The organism is Streptomyces sp. Tek67B01 (assembly GCF_055231995.1).
Genome location: NZ_JBUYUY010000001.1, coordinates 4,588,704 through 4,605,148 on the forward strand (window position 1 = coordinate 4,588,704; position 16,445 = coordinate 4,605,148).

Annotated in this window: 14 protein-coding genes; 3 read left to right on the plus strand and 11 right to left on the minus strand. The window is 71.1% G+C overall.

Annotation, left to right across the window (positions count from 1 at the left end; genetic code table 11):
• Positions 1-23: 23 nt before the first annotated feature.
• The 10 genes from ACV7NM_RS20665 to ACV7NM_RS20710 all read right to left on the minus strand — a co-directional run bounded on the left by ACV7NM_RS20665 (position 24) and on the right by ACV7NM_RS20710 (position 13,325).
• The gene (locus tag ACV7NM_RS20665; RefSeq protein WP_463411655.1) at positions 24-1,805 is read right to left on the minus strand and encodes an IucA/IucC family protein; all 1,782 of its coding nucleotides are present in this window, start codon (positions 1,803-1,805) and stop codon (positions 24-26) included.
• Entirely contained in the window at positions 1,802-2,380 is a 579-nt protein-coding gene (locus tag ACV7NM_RS20670; protein ID WP_463411656.1) for a GNAT family N-acetyltransferase, read from the minus strand. Before ACV7NM_RS20670 ends, ACV7NM_RS20665 begins: the two co-directional genes overlap by 4 nt.
• Positions 2,377-3,678, minus strand: coding sequence for a lysine N(6)-hydroxylase/L-ornithine N(5)-oxygenase family protein (locus tag ACV7NM_RS20675; RefSeq protein WP_463411657.1), 1,302 nt, complete (start codon positions 3,676-3,678; stop codon positions 2,377-2,379). The genes ACV7NM_RS20670 and ACV7NM_RS20675 overlap by 4 nt, the downstream gene beginning before the upstream one ends.
• On the minus strand, positions 3,662-5,152 hold the full coding sequence (locus ACV7NM_RS20680) for a pyridoxal phosphate-dependent decarboxylase family protein (protein WP_463411658.1): 1,491 nt from the start codon (positions 5,150-5,152) through the stop codon (positions 3,662-3,664). The genes ACV7NM_RS20675 and ACV7NM_RS20680 overlap by 17 nt, the downstream gene beginning before the upstream one ends.
• A 140-nt stretch (positions 5,153-5,292) precedes the next feature.
• Entirely contained in the window at positions 5,293-6,243 is a 951-nt protein-coding gene (locus ACV7NM_RS20685) for a siderophore-interacting protein (RefSeq protein ID WP_463411659.1), read from the minus strand.
• A 49-nt stretch (positions 6,244-6,292) separates the two neighbouring features.
• The gene (locus ACV7NM_RS20690; protein WP_463411660.1) at positions 6,293-7,333 is read right to left on the minus strand and encodes an ABC transporter substrate-binding protein; all 1,041 of its coding nucleotides are present in this window, start codon (positions 7,331-7,333) and stop codon (positions 6,293-6,295) included.
• A 149-nt stretch (positions 7,334-7,482) separates the two neighbouring features.
• The gene (locus ACV7NM_RS20695; RefSeq protein WP_463411661.1) at positions 7,483-8,643 is read right to left on the minus strand and encodes an acyl-CoA dehydrogenase family protein; all 1,161 of its coding nucleotides are present in this window, start codon (positions 8,641-8,643) and stop codon (positions 7,483-7,485) included.
• Between the two features lie 8 nt (positions 8,644-8,651).
• On the minus strand, positions 8,652-9,569 hold the full coding sequence (locus ACV7NM_RS20700; protein WP_463414006.1) for a hydroxymethylglutaryl-CoA lyase: 918 nt from the start codon (positions 9,567-9,569) through the stop codon (positions 8,652-8,654).
• An 11-nt stretch (positions 9,570-9,580) separates the two neighbouring features.
• Entirely contained in the window at positions 9,581-11,668 is a 2,088-nt protein-coding gene (locus ACV7NM_RS20705; RefSeq protein ID WP_463411662.1) for an acetyl/propionyl/methylcrotonyl-CoA carboxylase subunit alpha, read from the minus strand.
• Between the two features lie 25 nt (positions 11,669-11,693).
• Positions 11,694-13,325 carry a carboxyl transferase domain-containing protein gene (locus ACV7NM_RS20710; RefSeq protein ID WP_463411663.1) on the minus strand — a complete coding sequence of 544 codons (1,632 nt, stop codon included), beginning with the start codon at positions 13,323-13,325 and terminating at the stop codon, positions 11,694-11,696.
• A 112-nt stretch (positions 13,326-13,437) separates the two neighbouring features.
• On the opposite strand from ACV7NM_RS20710, the gene ACV7NM_RS20715 reads away from it, so the two are divergent.
• Both ACV7NM_RS20715 and ACV7NM_RS20720 read left to right on the plus strand, forming a co-directional pair.
• A complete protein-coding gene (locus tag ACV7NM_RS20715; protein WP_463411664.1) occupies positions 13,438-14,016 on the plus strand; it encodes an SACE_7040 family transcriptional regulator in 579 nt (192 codons plus the stop codon).
• Positions 14,017-14,072: 56 nt separating this feature from the next.
• Complete coding sequence (locus ACV7NM_RS20720; protein WP_463411665.1) at positions 14,073-14,894, plus strand: phosphatase; 822 nt, start codon at positions 14,073-14,075, stop codon at positions 14,892-14,894.
• Between the two features lie 113 nt (positions 14,895-15,007).
• Here the strand turns inward: ACV7NM_RS20720 and ACV7NM_RS20725 are convergent, their stop codons facing one another.
• Positions 15,008-15,856 (minus strand): SDR family NAD(P)-dependent oxidoreductase, encoded by an 849-nt coding sequence (locus ACV7NM_RS20725; RefSeq protein ID WP_463411666.1) that lies wholly within the window; start codon positions 15,854-15,856, stop codon positions 15,008-15,010.
• Between the two features lie 102 nt (positions 15,857-15,958).
• On the opposite strand from ACV7NM_RS20725, the gene ACV7NM_RS20730 reads away from it, so the two are divergent.
• Complete coding sequence (locus ACV7NM_RS20730; RefSeq protein WP_463411667.1) at positions 15,959-16,438, plus strand: MarR family winged helix-turn-helix transcriptional regulator; 480 nt, start codon at positions 15,959-15,961, stop codon at positions 16,436-16,438.
• The last annotated feature ends 7 nt before the right edge of the window (positions 16,439-16,445 follow it).

The following is a 16,445-nucleotide window of genomic DNA, read 5'->3' on the forward strand; positions in this document are numbered from 1 at the left end:
GTCGACGCCCGCCCCGCCCCCGGTCAGTGGCGGGCGAAGGGGGTGAGGGGGTTTTTGAGGGTGCCGACCAGTTGGAGGGCCGACGAGGGGTCGCCGAGGTCGACCATCTGGCGGTTGTCGCGCAGTTGGAGGCGGTTCAGGCAGGACAGCTGGAACTCCGGTGCGAAGAGGTCGTAGCGGGTGAAACGGTCCGCCAGCTCGGGGACGGAGTCCTGGTAGGCCTGGGCGCAGTCGGCCACCGCCCGCCAGAAGGTCTCTTCCTCGCAGATGCCCTCCGAGGCCAGGATGGGGCCCAGGAAGCGGAAGAAGCAGTCGAAGACGTCGGTGAAGATCGACAGCAGCTTCATGTCCTCCGGCACGTCCGCCCGGACCCGCTCCACCTCCGGTGGCAGGACCGCGTCCGGGTCCATCACCACGATCTCCTCGGCGATGTCCTTGAAGACCGCCCGCTTCACCACGCCGCCCTCGATGACGAGGATCGTGTTCTCGCCGTGCGGCATGTACGCGAGGTCGTACGCGTAGAAGCAGTGCAGGAGGGGGACGAGGTACGCCCGGAGGTACGAGCGGAGCCATTGCGCGGGGGGCAGGCCCGATTCCGCGATCAGGGCGCCGACGAAGGACTCGCCCTCCGCGTCGACGTGGAGGAGCGAGGCCATCGTCGCCAGGCGCTCGCCGTCCTTCAGGGAGGCCACCGGGGACTCGCGCCAGAGCGCGGCCAGCATCTTGCGGTACGGCGAGTGGCGGTCCGTCGCGCGCTCGTACTGGCGGTGGTGGTAGCCGATCGCCGCCCGCTCGCGGATGATCGAGAAGTCCACGGACCGCAGTACCAGGTCGGACCCGATCAGCTGGTGCAGCCAGTCGTTGATCGCCGGGGTGGCCTCCATGTACGCGGCGGACAGACCGCGCATGAAGCCCATGTTGAGGACCGATATGGCCGTCTTGACGTAGTGCTTCTCGGGGGCGCTCGTGTTGAAGAACGTGCGGATCGACTGCTGGGCGAGGTAGGCGTCCTCGCCCTCGCCCAGGAGGACGAGGCGGCGGTTGGCGATCTCGGCCGCGAAGGTGACGGTGGTCTTGTTCCACCACTGCCAGGGGTGGACCGGGAAGAGGTGGTAGTCCGCCGGGTCCAGGCCCAGGGCGGTCAGCTCGGCCGAGAACGCCGCGACGGTCTCCTCGCCCAGCTCCTCGCGCATGAAGGAGTCGTGGTCCAGGCCCGCGCCCGCCGTGAAGGTGGAGACGTCCTTGTGGGCCGCGACCCACACGAGGCGGACCGGGCTCGCCGCCTCCGGGGCGTACGCGCGGTAGTCGTCCACGCCGAAGCCGAGGCGGCCGTTGTTGGCCACGAAGCAGGGGTGGCCCTCGGTCATGCCCGTCTCGATGTCCTGGAATGAGGACTTGGCGAGGACGGCGGCCGGGACCGGGGGCTTGGCGTACTTGAAGCCCGCGCCCGCCAGGGTTGAGGAGATCTCCTCCAGGTACACCGGCAGGACCTCCGCGCTCAGGCCCAAGGTCTCGCGCAGCTCGATGTGGAAGTCGAGGGCGTCCGGCGGGAGCTCGGCGCCGTCCCGCCTGCGGGAGATCGAGGACTCGTCCACCGACCAGTGGTCCAGGGCGTGGAGGGTGGCCTCGAAGCGGTACTCGACCGAGGCGTCGTCGCTCAGGACGCGGTAGCGGTCGTCACCGAGGGGCTGCGGGGTCAGCAGGCGCTCGTGGGAGAACTCCGCGAGGGCTTTGCGGACCAGGGCGCGGTTGGCCCGTGCCCATAGCTCGGGCGTGAGGTGGGAGACGGCGTCGGCGAGGCTCATATCGAGGCCTCCCGCATGGCCGCTTCGAACCGGGCGCGGGTGCAGAAGCTCAGCAGGGCTTCCTTCTCGGGCTTGCGGACGGGGCCGTCCGGCAGGAAGCCGACCGCCTCGTTGAGGGCGTGGACCGCCGTGTTGCGGATGTCCGGTTCCACCACGACGCGTTCCGTCGCCGGGTCCGCGAACAGGGCCGCCATGACGGTGGTGATCACCGCGCGGGTGAAGCCGTGGACGGGCGTGTCACTGGGCGCGACCAGGAAGTGCATGCCGACGTCGCCCGGCCGGGCTTCGTACAGGCCGACCAGCTCCAGCCGGCTCGGGTCGTACTTCTCCATCAGGAAGGCCGGGCGGCCGTCGTGGAGGCCGATGAAGGCCTCGTGGTGCTCGGCCGCCGCGATCCGCATGTACTCGCGCTCCACGTCCGGGAGGGAGGCGTCGCCCATCAGCCAGAAGGCCGCCTTGTGGTGCGTGACCCAGCCGTGCAGAAGCTCCGCGTCGGAGAACGGGTCCAGCGGGCGCAGGGCGAAATCGCCGAGGGCCGGATCGGTACGGGTGAAGAGGAGTTCGGTGGTGCTCATACCAGGGTGCCTTCCGGGGCGGCGAACTGCTGGAACGCGATGGACTTCTCGACCTTGTAGTGCTCGCGGCCGAGGAGCTCTCCGATGATGTAAGCGTTGCGGTAAGCGGCCATGCCCAAGTCGGGTGAGGTGACGGAGTGGTTGTGGACGGTGCCGTTCTGCAGGAAGATCCCGCGCCCGGTCACGTCGATGCTGTAGTTGCGGGCCGCGTCGGGCCGGCCGTGACCGTCGAAGTTGAGGCGGTCGCGGACGGGGGCGAGGAAGGAGGGGAGGGCGTACTTGTAGCCCGTCGCGAGGATCAGGCCCTCGGTGGTGAGGGAGAAGTCGCGCTCCTGCTCCTCCTGGCGCAGGCCCAGCGTGTACCGGCCCGAGGTGGTGTCGTACGCGGCGGAGTTCAGCGAGGTGTTGGTCAGCAGGGTGGTCGGTACCGGGCCGGGCGAGGAGATCTTCTTCTGGTAGAGCAGGTCGAAGATGGCGTTGATCAGCTCGCCGTCGATGCCCTTGAACAGGTTCTTCTGCTGCGTCTCCAACCGGTAGCGGGTCTCCTCGGGCAGCGCGTGGAAGTAGTCCACGTACTCGGGGGACGTCATCTCCAGGGTCAGCTTGGTGTATTCCAGCGGGAAGAACCGGGGGGAGCGGGTGACCCAGTCGAGCCGGTAGCCGTGTACGTCGATCTCGCCGAGGAGGTCGTAGTAGATCTCGGCGGCGCTCTGCCCCGAGCCGATCAGGGTGATCGACTCCTTCCGTTGGAGCTCCGCCTTGCGGTCCATGTAGGAGCTGTTGTGGGTGAAGTCGCCGCCGAGGCCCGCGCAGGCGGGCGGGACGAACGGCGGGGTGCCCGTGCCGAGCACCAGCCGGCGGGCGCGGTGGGTCTCACCGCGGTCGGTGTGCACCTCGTACAGCCCGGCCCGTTCGTCGTAGGTGACCTCGGTGACGGAGGTCGAGTACAGGACGTTGTCGAGGCGGTCGGCGGCCCAGCGGCAGTAGTCGTTGTACTCGGCGCGCAGCGGGTAGAAGTTCTCCCGGATGTAGAAGGAGTACAGCCGCTCCTTGTCCTTCAGGTAGTTCAGGAAGGAGAAGGACGAGGTCGGGTCCGCGAGGGTGACCAGGTCCGACATGAACGGCGTCTGGAGGTGCGCGCCGTCCAGGAACATCCCGGCGTGCCACTCGAAGTGCGGCTTCGACTCGATGAAGAGTCCGTCGAGCTCGTCGATCGGCGCGGTCAGGCAGGCGAGTCCCAGGTTGAAGGGGCCGAGGCCGATACCGATGAAGTCACGGGGTTCACGAGTGGACGGCAAGGGATTCTCCCAGGAACTGCTCGGCGTGCGCGGCGAGGAGGTCGAGGACGGCCGCGATGTCGGCCGTCGTGGTCTGCGGGTTGAGGAGGGTGAACTTGAGGTACTGCCTGTCGTCGACCTTGGTGCCCGCGACGACGGCCTCGCCGGAGGCGAACAGGGCCTTGCGCGCGTGGAGGTTGGCCTCGTCGACCAGGTCGGGCCGCAGGTCCCCCTCGGGGACGAAGCGGAAGACGAGGGTGGAGATCCGGGGGCGTACGACGACCTCGAAGCGCGGGTCGGCGTCGAGGAGTCGCCAGCCGGCCGCGGCGAGGTCGATGACCTCGTCGAAGAGCGATCCGATGCCGTCGGCCCCCATCACGCGCAGCGTCATCCACAGCTTGAGGGCGTCGAATCGGCGCGTGGTCTGGATGGACTTGTCGACCTGGTTCGGGATCTTCTCCTCCGCCATGCGACGGGGGTTGAGGTAGTCCGCGTGGTACGTGGCGTGCCGCAGGGTGTCGCGGTCGCGGACCAGCATCGCGCTCGAACTGACGGGCTGGAAGAAGGACTTGTGGTAGTCGACGGTGACCGAATCGGCGTGCTCGATGCCGTCGAGGAGGTGCCGGCGCGTCGGGGAGACCAGTAGTCCACAGCCGTAGGCGGCGTCCACGTGCATCCAGGTGGAGTGCTCGGCGGCCAGACGGGCGATCTCGGGGAGGGGGTCGATGGACCCAAAGTCGGTGGTGCCGGCGGTGGCGACGACGGCCATCGGGACCAGGCCGTCGCGGGCGCAGCTCTCCAGTTCCAGGGCCAGGGCGGAGGTGTCCATCCGGCGGGCGCGGTCGACGGGGACGGAGACGACGGCCTCGTAGCCGAGTCCGAGCATGGCGGCGGATTTGCGGACGCTGAAGTGGCTCGCCTCGGAGGCCAGGATGCGCAGCCGGGGCAGGAGCGCGGCCTTGGTGAGGTCGCGGCCCTCGGCGCGGGCCCGCTGCACGGCGATCCGGCAGGCCTCGTCGCGGGCCAGCAGTAGGGCGTGGAAGTTGGACTGGCTGCCCCCGGAGGTGAACACGCCGTCCGCGCGCGGGCCGAGGCCGATGCGCCGGGCGGTCCAGTCGATCAGTCGGCGCTCGATGAGGGTGCCGCCGATCGACTGGTCCCAGGTGTCCAGTGAGGAGTTGACGGCCGAGAGGATCGCCTCACCCAGCACGGCGGGGATGACGACGGGGCAGTTGAGGTGCCCGAGGTAGCGGGGGTGGTGGAAGTACACCGCGTCCCGCAGGTAGACCTCTTCGAGCTCGTCGAGGGCGGCGGCCGGGTCTTCGAGGGGCTTGTCGAGGTCGATCGCGTCGATGACCGGGGCGAGTTCGTCGACGGAGACACCGGTGTGGGGTCGTTCCGTGGTGGCCAGTTTGGCGGCGACGCGGTCGACGCCCTCGGTCACGGAACGCCGGTAGAGGTCCGCGGTCGTCTCGTTGAGCAGATGCGAACGCATCAACTTTCCTCCGGGCAGGGGGAGCGGTGGTGGGGTGATGCTTAGGTTAGCCTAACCTTACTTACTCGCCAAACAGCGAGGGCCCCGGCCGATCGGCCGGGGCCCTCGCTGAAATGAGGTCTGTCCAGGGGTTGTTGGGGTTACAGCTCCGCGCTCGGGTCCTCGCTGGGAGCCTGCCCCGAGTACGCCTCGGCGAGGAGTTCCTCCTCGCTCGCGCCGAGGCGCCAGTAGCCGGTGAAGCGCACCCGGCGCCGGTCGACGCCGCGTTCGCGCACCAGGTGGCGGCGTACGGCGCGGATCGTGCCGGACTCGCCGGCGATCCAGGCGTACGGGGCCTCGCAGGCGGGCGGTTCGCTCGCGCGGACCGCTTCCACCAGTTGCTCGGTCCGCTCCCGGCCCGCGCCCGCGCCGCGCACCACCCAGGTGACGTCCGTGTCCGCGCGGGTGTCGAGGCGGAGGCGGTCGTCCTCGTGCGGGACCTCGAACCAGGCCGTGACGCGGGTGCCGGAGGGGAGCCGGTCCAAGATCGCGGCGGCTGCCGGCAGGGCGGTCTCGTCCGCGTACATCAGGACGAGGTCGGTGTCCGCCGGTGGTGCGAACCGTACGGACTTGTTCTCCGCGACCGCCGGCCCGATCGCGAGGACACGGCGGCCGGTGACCGCCCGCCCCGCCCACGCGGACGCCGGACTCCTGTCCCCGTGGAGCACGAAGTCGATGTCGACCTCGTCCACGCCCTCGGGCGTACGCCGCTGCTCGCGCACGGTGTACGAGCGCATCACCGGGCGCTCGGCCTCGGGCATGGCGCGCCAGGCCCCGAACCAGGTGTCCTCATCGGTGGACGGCAGCACGGTGTGCTCGCGGTGCGGGGGTGGGAGGAAGAGCGAGAGGCTCTGGTCGTAGCCGCCCGAGCGGAACCCGGCGAGGGACTCGCCACCGAAGGTCACCCGCAGGAACGAGTGGCCGAGGCGGCGGGTGCGGAGCACTTCGAGGGCGAAGAAGCGGAAGTGGGCGACGACGCCGGTGTCCGAGGCGGTGGCACCGGTCGTGGCGGTGGCGGTGGCGCCGGTGGCGGTCGTGTCGGTGGCGGTCATGCGCGGGGTCCCCCCGGGAGTGGATCGGCGGCGCCGGAAGAGGGCGGGGTCAGCTGACCTTCTTGGCGCTCTGGATCGACTTCGCGAGGTCTTCCAGGATCTTGGCGCACTTGTCGTACGAGTAGATCGGCTCGGTGACACGCGGGGTGATCTGGCCCGCCTTGACGGCGGGCAGCTCGGCCCAGGTCGGCTTGGCCTTGAGCTCCTCCGGCTGGAGGGTGCCGGTGCGGTTGTCGAGGAGGATGACGTCGGCCTTGTACTTGCCGGCGTTCTCCCAGCTCAGGCTCTCGAAGAAGCCGCCCTTGTCCAGCTTCTCCGGGGTGACGAACTCGACGCCGAGCGACTCGAAGTACTTGAGGTCGGCGGAGGTCTTGGGGGTGGAGACGTAGAACAGGTCGGCGGAGCCGGAGCCGACGAGCACCTTGATGCCCGGGTTGGCCTTGGTGGCCTCGCGGACCTTGGCCGAGGCGGCCTCGAAGCGGGCCTTGGCGTCGACGGTGGCCTTGGAGTTCAGGTCGGCGCCCAGTGACTTGGCGAGGGCGGCCGTGCGCTCCAGCGACTTGTCGAGGGTGGCGTCGCCGCCCACCGAGATCGCGGCGGCCGGGGCCAGCTTGAGGATCTTGTCCTTGGACGCCTCGGGGAGGTACCAGTAGCTGCCGTCCCAGGTGTTGGTGACGAGCAGGTCGGGCCGCAGGGCCGCGTACTTCTCGACGTTGAACTCGTCGTAGACGTTGCCCAGGATCTCGACCTTGGAGATGTCCATGGTGCCGGCCTGGACGTCGGGCTTGCCGTCGGCGGTCTTGGTCGGGCCGAACACGCCCTTGACCTTGACGCCGTAGTCGGAGAGCGCGGCCGCCGTGCCGGTGAAGGCGACGATGTTCCTCGGCGTCGACTTGGCGGTGACCTCCTTGCCGAGGTCGTCCTTGAAGCTCCAGGGGCCGGAGGCCGCCGCGCCCTTGTCCGATCCGCCCGTCGCGCCCTCGGTCTTGTCGGCGCCGCCGCAGGCGCAGAGCGCCGCGACGAGGCCGAGGGCGCCGCCCGTCGCGAGGAGACCGCGGCGGGTGAAGGGGGAGGTTCGGGACTTGGGCATGGCGGTGTCCGCTTTCGTGCGTGGTGCGTTCAGTGCGGCCACGGGGCCGTTCGAAGGAAGGTTAGCCTAACCTTGCTCGAAATGAGTAAGGGGACCCTGACTTCCTCCGGGCCCCCTTGCCCGTCACGCGTCCACGAGCGGACCGACCGTCAGCCCGCGAAGCCCAGTTCGCGGGCGATGAGCATGCGCTGCACCTCGCTCGTGCCCTCGCCGATCTCCAGGATCTTGGAGTCCCGCCACATCCGGGCCACCGGGTACTCGTTCATGAAGCCGTACCCGCCGTGGATCTGCGTCGCCTCACGGGCGTTGTCCACGGCGACGGTGGAGGAGTACAGCTTCGCGATCGCCGCCTCCTTCTTGAACGGCTCGCCCGCCACCAGACGTGACGCCGCGTCGCGCCAGCCGACGCGGGCCATGTGGGCGCGCATCTCCATGTCGGCCAGCTTGAACTGGATGGCCTGGTTGTCGCCGATCGGCCGGCCGAAGGACTGCCGCTCCCGCGCGTACTTCACCGACTCGTCCACGCACCCCTGCGCCAGCCCGGTGGCGAGCGCCGAGATCGCGACCCGGCCCTCGTCCAGGATGCGCAGGAACTGGGCGTACCCGCGCCCCTCCTCGCCCACCAGGTTGGCGAGCGGGACGCGCACGTCGTCGAAGGCCAGCTCCCGCGTGTCCGAGGAGTTCCAGCCGACCTTGGAGTACGGGGCCGCGACCGTGAAGCCCGGGGTGCCGGACGGAACGATGATCGAGGAGATCTCCGGGCGGCCGTCCGCCTTGCGGCCGGTGACGGCGGTGACGGTGACCAGGCCGGTGATGTCCGTACCGGAGTTGGTGATGAAGCACTTCGAGCCGTTGATCACCCACTCGTCCCCGTCCTTGACGGCGGTGGTCCGGCTGCCGCCCGCGTCCGAGCCCGCGCCCGGCTCCGTCAGACCGAAGGCGCCGAGGACCTCGCCGGAGCACATGCGCGGCAGCCACTGCCGCTTCTGCTCCTCGGTACCGAACCGGAAGATGGGCATGGCGCCCAGGGAGACACCGGCCTCCAGGGTGATGGCGACCGAGGAGTCGACACGGGCCAGCTCCTCCAGGGCGATGCCCAGGGCGAGGTAGTCACCGCCCATGCCGCCGTACTCCTCCGGGAAGGGCAGGCCGAACAGGCCCATCCGGCCCATCTCGCGGACGATCTCGTACGGGAACTCGTGCCGCTCGTACAGGTCGCCGATCTTGGGCGCGATGACGTCGTGGGCGAACTCCTCCACGGTACGGCGGAGTTCCTCGTGCTCGGGAGTGAGCCGGTGGTCGAGGGACATGGTTCTCGTTACTCCTTGTGGGAGAGGGCGCGGACGGTACGGGAAGGGCTCGGTCGGCCCAACTGCTCGGCCATCCACACGCTCGTGGCGGTGAGGGCGGCCAGATCGACCCCGGTCCCGATGCCGAGACCGTCGAGCATCCACACCAGGTCCTCGGTGGCGAGGTTGCCGGTGGCGCTCTTCGCGTACGGGCAGCCGCCGAGTCCGCCGGCGGAGGCGTCGACCGTGGTCACGCCGTGCTGTAGCGCGGCGAGGGTGTTGGACAGGGCCTGCCCGTAGGTGTCGTGGAAGTGGACGCCGATCCGCTCGGTGGCGACGCCCTCCTCGTTCAGCGCGGACAGCAGCGCCCGGACGTGGCCCGGGGTGGCGACGCCGATGGTGTCGCCCAGGCTGAGTTCGTCGCAGCCGAGGTCGAGCAGCGCCTTGGCGGTGCGCACCACCTGAGGGACCGGGACCGCGCCCTCCCAGGGGTCGCCGAAGCACATGGACAGATAACCGCGTACGTGCGCCCCCCGCTCCTTGGCGCGGGCCACGACGGGCTCGAACATGGCGAGGGACTCGGCGACGGTGCGGTTCAGGTTTCGGGCGGCGAAGGTCTCGGTGGCCGAGCCGAACACCGCGATGCGGGTCGCCCCGAGGGCGAGCGCGCGGTCGAGCCCGCGCTCGTTGGGGACGAGGACGGGCAGGGCCGCCTCGATGTCGGTGAGGAGGGGGAACAGCTGCTCGGCGTCCGCCAGCTGCGGCACCCACTTGGGGTGGACGAAGCTGGTGGCCTCGATGGTGGTGAGCCCGGCCTGCGCCAGGCGGCGGATGAACTCGGCTTTGACCTCCGTCGGGACGGCGGTCCGTTCGTTCTGCAGGCCGTCGCGGGCGCCGACCTCGTGGATTCGGACGCGGGCGGGAAGGCCGGTGTCGGGGACGGTCATGGGGAGGCCGTTCACGCGCTCTCTCCCTCCGCTTCGGGGGTGACGACGGCCAGGACCTGGTCCATGGCGACGGTGGTGCCGGGGGAGACGTCGAGTTCGGTCACGGTGCCGGCGTGCGGGGCGGAGATGACGTGCTCCATCTTCATCGCCTCGACGACCAGGAGGCTCTGACCGGCCGTGACGTGGTCGCCGACGGCGACCTTGACGACGGTGACGGTGCCGGGCATGGGCGCTGCGAGGGTGTCGGCGCCCGCGCGGCCCGCTCCGCCGAGGTTCGCGGTGACGGGGTCGTGGGTCTGGAGGTGCCAGGTGTCGCCGTCGCGGCCGAGCCAGGTGCCCTCCGGGGAGCGGGCGTAGGAGAAGCGGTGGGTGACGCCGTCGAGTTCGACCGTCGCGAAGTCGGGGGTGCGGCTCACGATCCGACCGCGGGCGGCGGGGCGTTGCGCCGCGCCGCCGTCGTCGGCCGGGAGAAGGACCTCCGTCTCGGCGCCCAGCGGTCGGGTGCGGACCTCCACCGGGTCCTGGCCGGGGAGGCGGAAGTGGTGCACCGTCCAGGCCGGGGTTCCGCCGAGGCGCCAGCCGTCGGCGGCGTCGAAGGGGCCGACCCACGTCGCCGGCCCGTCCGCCGCCCCCGGACCGGGTGCGGCGGAGCCCCGGTTCCGGGCATGGCCCGGGTGGGGGACGGACAGCAGTGCGGCAGCCGCGTACACCTCGGGCGGGACGCCCTCCGGCAGCAGGGACGCCAGGTCCCGCTCCACCAGCCCCGTGTCCAGGTCGCCCGACACCACGTCCGGGTGGGCCAGCAGCCTGCGCAGGAAGCCGGCGTTCGTCTGGACGCCCAGGATGACCGTGTCGGCCAGCGCGCCGCGCAGCACCCGCAGGGCCGCCGCGCGGTCGGGCCCGTAGGCGATGACCTTCGACAGCATCGGGTCGTACGTCGAGCCCGTGTCCACCCCCGCCACCAGGCCCGAGTCGGTACGTACCGCCCCGTCCGACGGTTCGGACAGCGCGAGCACCGTCCCGCCCGACGGCAGGAACCCGCGCGCCGGGTCCTCCGCGCAGATCCGGGCCTCGATCGCGTGGCCGGTGAGGGTGACGTCGGCCTGTGTGAAGCCCAGTTCGGCCCCGGCCGCCACCCGCAGCTGTTGCTCCACCAGGTCCAGGCCGCCACCCGCGATGGATACGGCCAGCTCCGTCACCGGGTGCTCCACCTGGAGCCGGGTGTTCATCTCCATGAAGTAGTACGAGGACGGGTCACCGCCCGGCACGATGAACTCCACCGTGCCCGCGCCGACGTACCCGCAGGAGCGGGCCGCCTCCACCGCCGCCGCGCCCATCGAGGCCCGCAGCTCCGGCGTCAGCAGGACGGACGGCGCCTCCTCGATGACCTTCTGGTGGCGCCTCTGAAGAGAGCACTCGCGCTCGCCCAGGTGCACCACGTTGCCGTGCGCGTCCGCCAGCACCTGGATCTCGATGTGCCGCGGCCGGTCCACCCACCGCTCCACGAGCAGCGTGTCGTCGCCGAAGGAGGACCGGGCCTCGCGGCGGGCCGCCGCGATCTCCTCGCCGAGCAGCTCCGCGTCCCGCACCAGGCGCATGCCCTTGCCGCCGCCGCCCGCCGAGGGCTTGAGCAGCACCGGCATGCCGATCTTCTCGGCGGCGGAGGCGAGTTCGGCGTCGCTCAGGCCGCTCCCGGACGAGCCGGGGACGACCGGGACGCCGGCCGCCTTCACCGTCTCCTTCGCCCGGATCTTGTCGCCCATCAGGGAGATCGCGCTCGCGGGCGGTCCGATGAAGGCGAGGCCCGCCTCCTCGCATGCCGCCGCGAACCCGGCGTTCTCCGCGAGGAAGCCGTAGCCGGGGTGGACGGCCTCGGCGCCGGTGCGGCGGGCCGCGTCGAGCAGCCGCTCCACCGACAGGTAGCTGCCGGCGGCGGCCGCCGGGCCGATCCGTACGGCCGTGTCGGCCTCCCGGACGTGGCGCGCGTCCGCGTCGGCGTCGCTGAAGACGGCCACGGAGCGGATGCCGAGCTGCCGCAGCGTGCGGATGACCCGTACCGCGATCTCGCCCCGGTTCGCGACCAGAACAGTGCTGAACATCAGTGAGGTCCTCACGTCACATACGTCACATACGGAAGATGCCGAAGCCCGGCTGAGTCTGATCCTTTTGGGCCAGCGGGGCGTTCGCGCACGCGGTCAGGGCCAGTCCCAGCACCTGTCGGGTCTCCAGCGGGTCGATGACCCCGTCGTCCCACAGCCGAGCGGTGGCGTAGTAGGCGTTGCCCTGCTCCTCGTACTGCGCGCGGACCGGGGCCTTGAACGCCTCCTCGTCCTCGGCGGGCCACTCCTGGCCCGCGCCCTCGATCTGGTCGCGCTTGACGGTCGCGAGGACGGAGGCCGCCTGTTCGCCGCCCATCACCGAGATCTTGGCGTTGGGCCACATCCACAGGAAGCGGGGGGAGTACGCACGGCCGCACATGGAGTAGTTGCCCGCCCCGTAGGAGCCGCCGACGACCACGGTCAGCTTCGGGACCCGGGTGCAGGCCACTGCCGTGACCATCTTCGCGCCGTGCTTGGCGATGCCGCCGGCCTCGTAGTCGCGGCCGACCATGAAGCCCGAGATGTTCTGGAGGAAGAGGAGCGGGATGCCGCGCTGGTCGCACAGCTCGATGAAGTGGGCGCCCTTCTGCGCGGACTCGGAGAACAGGATGCCGTTGTTGGCGACGATCCCGACGGGGTGGCCGTGGATCCGGGCGAAGCCGGTGACCAGCGTCTGCCCGAACTCCGCCTTGAACTCCTGGAAGCGGGAGCCGTCCACGATGCGGGCGATGATCTCGCGGGCGTCGTAGGGCGTGCGGGAGTCGACGGGGACCGCGCCGTACAGCCCGTACGGATCGACCTTCGGCTCCTGCGGCGCCTCCACCGACCAGGGCAGCGCACCGCGCTCGGGCAGGGTGGCCACGATGTTCCGTACGATCCGCAGCGCGTGCGCGTCGTCCTCCGCGAGGTGGTCGGTGACGCCGGAGGTCCGGGAGTGGACCTCGCCGCCGCCGAGCTCCTCCGCCGTGACGACCTCGCCGGTGGCGGCCTTCACCAGCGGCGGGCCGCCCAGGAAGATCGTGCCCTGGCCGCGGACGATGACGGCCTCGTCGCTCATCGCCGGTACGTAGGCACCGCCCGCGGTGCAGGAGCCGAGGACGGCGGCGATCTGCGGGATGCCGGCGCCCGACATACGGGCCTGGTTGTAGAAGATGCGGCCGAAGTGGTCCCGGTCGGGGAACACCTCGTCCTGCATCGGGAGGAAGGCGCCGCCCGAGTCGACCAGGTAGAGGCAGGGGAGACGGTTCTCCAGGGCCACCTCCTGGGCGCGCAGGTGCTTCTTGACGGTCATCGGGTAGTACGTGCCGCCCTTGACGGTGGCGTCGTTCGCGACGATCACGCACTCGCGGCCGCTGACCCGGCCGATGCCCGCGATGACGCCGGCGGCGGGGGCCGCGCCCCCGTACATGCCCTCCGCGGCCAGCGGGGCCAGCTCCAGGAACGGGGAACCCGGGTCGAGGAGGGTGTCCACGCGCTCGCGCGGGAGCAGCTTGCCCCGGGCGGTGTGGCGGGCGCGGGCCTTGTCGCCGCCGCCGAGGCGGGCCGCTTCCAGCCGGGCGCGCAGGCCCTCCGCGAGTTCCCGGTGGGCGGCCTCGTTGGTCCGCCAGGCCTCGGACGCCGGGTCCGCGGCGCTCGTCAGCACTGGTGCCTGCTGCATCGGTCGAGCTCCCTTGCTCGGTCCACGTAAACCGGTCACGCTGTTAATGAGCGTTAACGCTTGTGGGGCTTAGGTTAACGAGCGCTAACGGCCCTGTCTAGAATGGATTCCCATGAGCACCAGAGCGGCCGCCCCGACCCGTCGCGAGCAGATCCTCAGTGAGGCCGCTCGACTCTTCGCCGAGCGCGGCTTCCACGGCGTCGGCGTGGATGAGATAGGGGCCGCGGTGGGCATCAGCGGACCCGGCCTGTACCGCCATTTCGCGGGCAAGGACGCGATGCTCGCCGAGCTGCTCGTCGGGATCAGCGAACGCCTCCTGACCGGGGGCCGGCGCCGGGTGGAGGAGGCGTCCGGGGACCCCGCCGCCGTACTGGCCTCCCTCGTCGAGGGCCACATCGACTTCGCGCTCGACGACCGTGCGCTGATCACCCTCCACGACCGCGAGCTGGACCGGCTGCGCGAGGCCGACCGCAAGCTCGTGCGCCAGCTCCAGCGGCAGTACGTCGAGCTGTGGGTGGAGGTCGTCCGGCAGCTCCACCCGGAGGTGGGGGAGTCGGAGGTGCGGATCTCCGTGCACGCGGTGTTCGGCCTGCTGAACTCCACTCCCCACCTGGCGGCCCTGGGTCGGGAGGCGACGGAGTCGCTGCTGCGACGGCTGGCCAACGGGGCCTTCGGGGCGCTGTCGGGGTGACGCCGGGTGTCCGCTGGTCGGGATGGAACAGACGGCTCCGCCCGGGCGGCGGCAGAATGAACCGTATGCCGAAGCCGATAGAGACGCCCGCCCCGCCCGTGGGAACGCCCAGCCGCACCGAACTCATCGACCACCTGGTCCGTACGCGGATCGCGGGCGACGTGGCGACGGCGCGCGAGAACAACCTCTCCCACTACCGCAAGCTCGCCAACGGCGACCGGCACTACTGGCTCGGCCTGGAACTCGGCGACCGCTGGACGGACGAGCAGGACGTCCTGGCCGTGATGGCCGAACGCTGCGGGGTCGTGGACGACGCGGAGCACCGGCACGGGCAGGACACCATCGACCCGGAACTGACCATCGCCGCCCTGGACCGGATGGCGGCGCGGCTGCGCAAGGCGGCGCTCGACCGGCAGAGCGTCCTCCTGGCCACCGGTCACCCGGGCGGCCTCCTGGACGTGCACCGGGCGACGGCGGCCGCGCTGCGGGAGGCGGGCTGCGGGATCGTGGTGATCCCGCGGGGCCTGACGGCCGACGAGGGCTCGGTGTGGCAGTTCGCCGACGTGGCCGTACTGGAGCGCGGGGCCACCTTGTGGCACACGCACTCCCCGGCCCCGATGGCGGCGATCCTGGACGGCCTGGCGGCCGAAGGGCGCCCGCAGCCGGACCTGGTCGTGGCCGACCACGGCTGGGCGGGCTGCGCGGCCCAGCGGGGGCTGGACGCGATGGGCTACGCGGACTGCAACGACCCCGCGCTGTTCCTCGGCGAGGCGGAGGGCACCCTCCAGGTCGCCGTCCCGCTGGACGACCACGTCCGCGACCCGAGGTACTACGACCCGATGGTGGCGTACCTGCTCTCGGCGGCGGGCATGCGGTAACCGGCGGCGGGCCTGGGGTGAGCGGTGGGGCCCTGGGGTGACCGGCCCGGGACTTGTGGTGAGCCACGGCGGGCGGGCCGCTGTCGAGGCCCGGCGCTGCCCCCCGGCTCCCGTCAGCGGAGCCAGTCGCCCGTCATGCCCTGGACGGCCGAGCCGTCGAGGTCGGCCAGCTTCGTGGCGACGAAGTCCCGGGCCCAGCCGGAGGTCTGGACCCGGAAGGGCACCTCGGCCGCGTCCAACAGGGCGACCACGGGCTCGGCCGCCTCCGCCGAAGTCTGCGAGGTCTCGGCCCCGTACGACTTCATCGTGCGCTCGACGTACGCCTGGAGCGCGCCGCCGTACGGCCCCGCCGCCTCCACCATCGCCGGTACGTCGATCTGCTGGTTGGCCACGAACTCGCTGGTCACGGCGCCCGGTTCGACGACCGCCACTCGGACCCCGACGCTCGCCGCCACCGGTGCGAACGACTCCATGAACCCTTCCACGGCGAACTTGGCGGCGCAGTAAGCCTCGTTGAAGGGCTGGCCGACCACCCCGCCGACGCTGGTCACCGTGATGATGCGGCCGCCTGACTCCCGCAGGTGCGGCAGCGCGGCGAGCGTGAGCTCCACGACCCCGAAGTAGTTGACCTCCATCGCGGCGCGGATCGGCCCCATGCCCTGCTGCTCGATGGTCCCGGCGAACCCGGCGCCCGCGTTGTTCACGACCGCGTCGAGGTGCCCGTGCTCGGCGACGACCTCCGCCACGCAGGCGGCCACCGACGCGGCGTCGGTCACGTCCAGCCGCTTGACCTGGACCCGGCCGGCTACGCCGGCCTCGCGGGCGGCCTGGAGCAGCGAGTCCGCCCGGCCCGGGTCGCGCATCGTGGCGACGGTGTGCCAGCCGGCCCTGGCCGCGGCGACGGCTGCGGCGAGGCCGATGCCGGAGGACGTGCCGGTGATGAGAACGGTCTTGGTGGTCATGCAGATCTCCGTTGCGGGGGTGGCGATGTCGCTAAGTGCGTGTGCACACACATTACATTTGTGTGCGTGTGCACGCAACCTTCCTCCCGGTAGGCTGCTCCCATGGCGCAGAACAACCTCACCCTGGGCGACCTCACCCCTCGCGACCACGCTTTCTACGGCCTCGTCTGGGCGGGCTCCACGCTCGCCGCCCGCGTGGACCAGGCGCTCGCGCGCCGCCACGACCTCCCGCTCTCGTGGTTCGAGGTCATGCTGTGGCTGCGCGCGCAGAAGGAGCCGGTCGCCGCCTCCGAACTGGGCGCGATGACCCTGCTCAGCCGCAGCCAGGTCTCCCGGGTCGCAGACTCGCTCCAGGCGCGCGGCCTGGTCGAGCGGATACCGTCCCCGACCGACGCCCGCTCGGTCCGCATCGCCCTGACCCCGGCGGGCCACCGCGCCTTCGAGGAGGCCGACGCCACCCGCCGCGAAGTCCTCGCCGAGGTCTTCGACGACCTCCTCGACGACGCGGACATCGCCGCTCTGGAAGGCATCTGGGCCAAACTCAAGTCCCGTCCGGCGCCGCCCGGCAATTCCAAGGGCTGACGAAGCA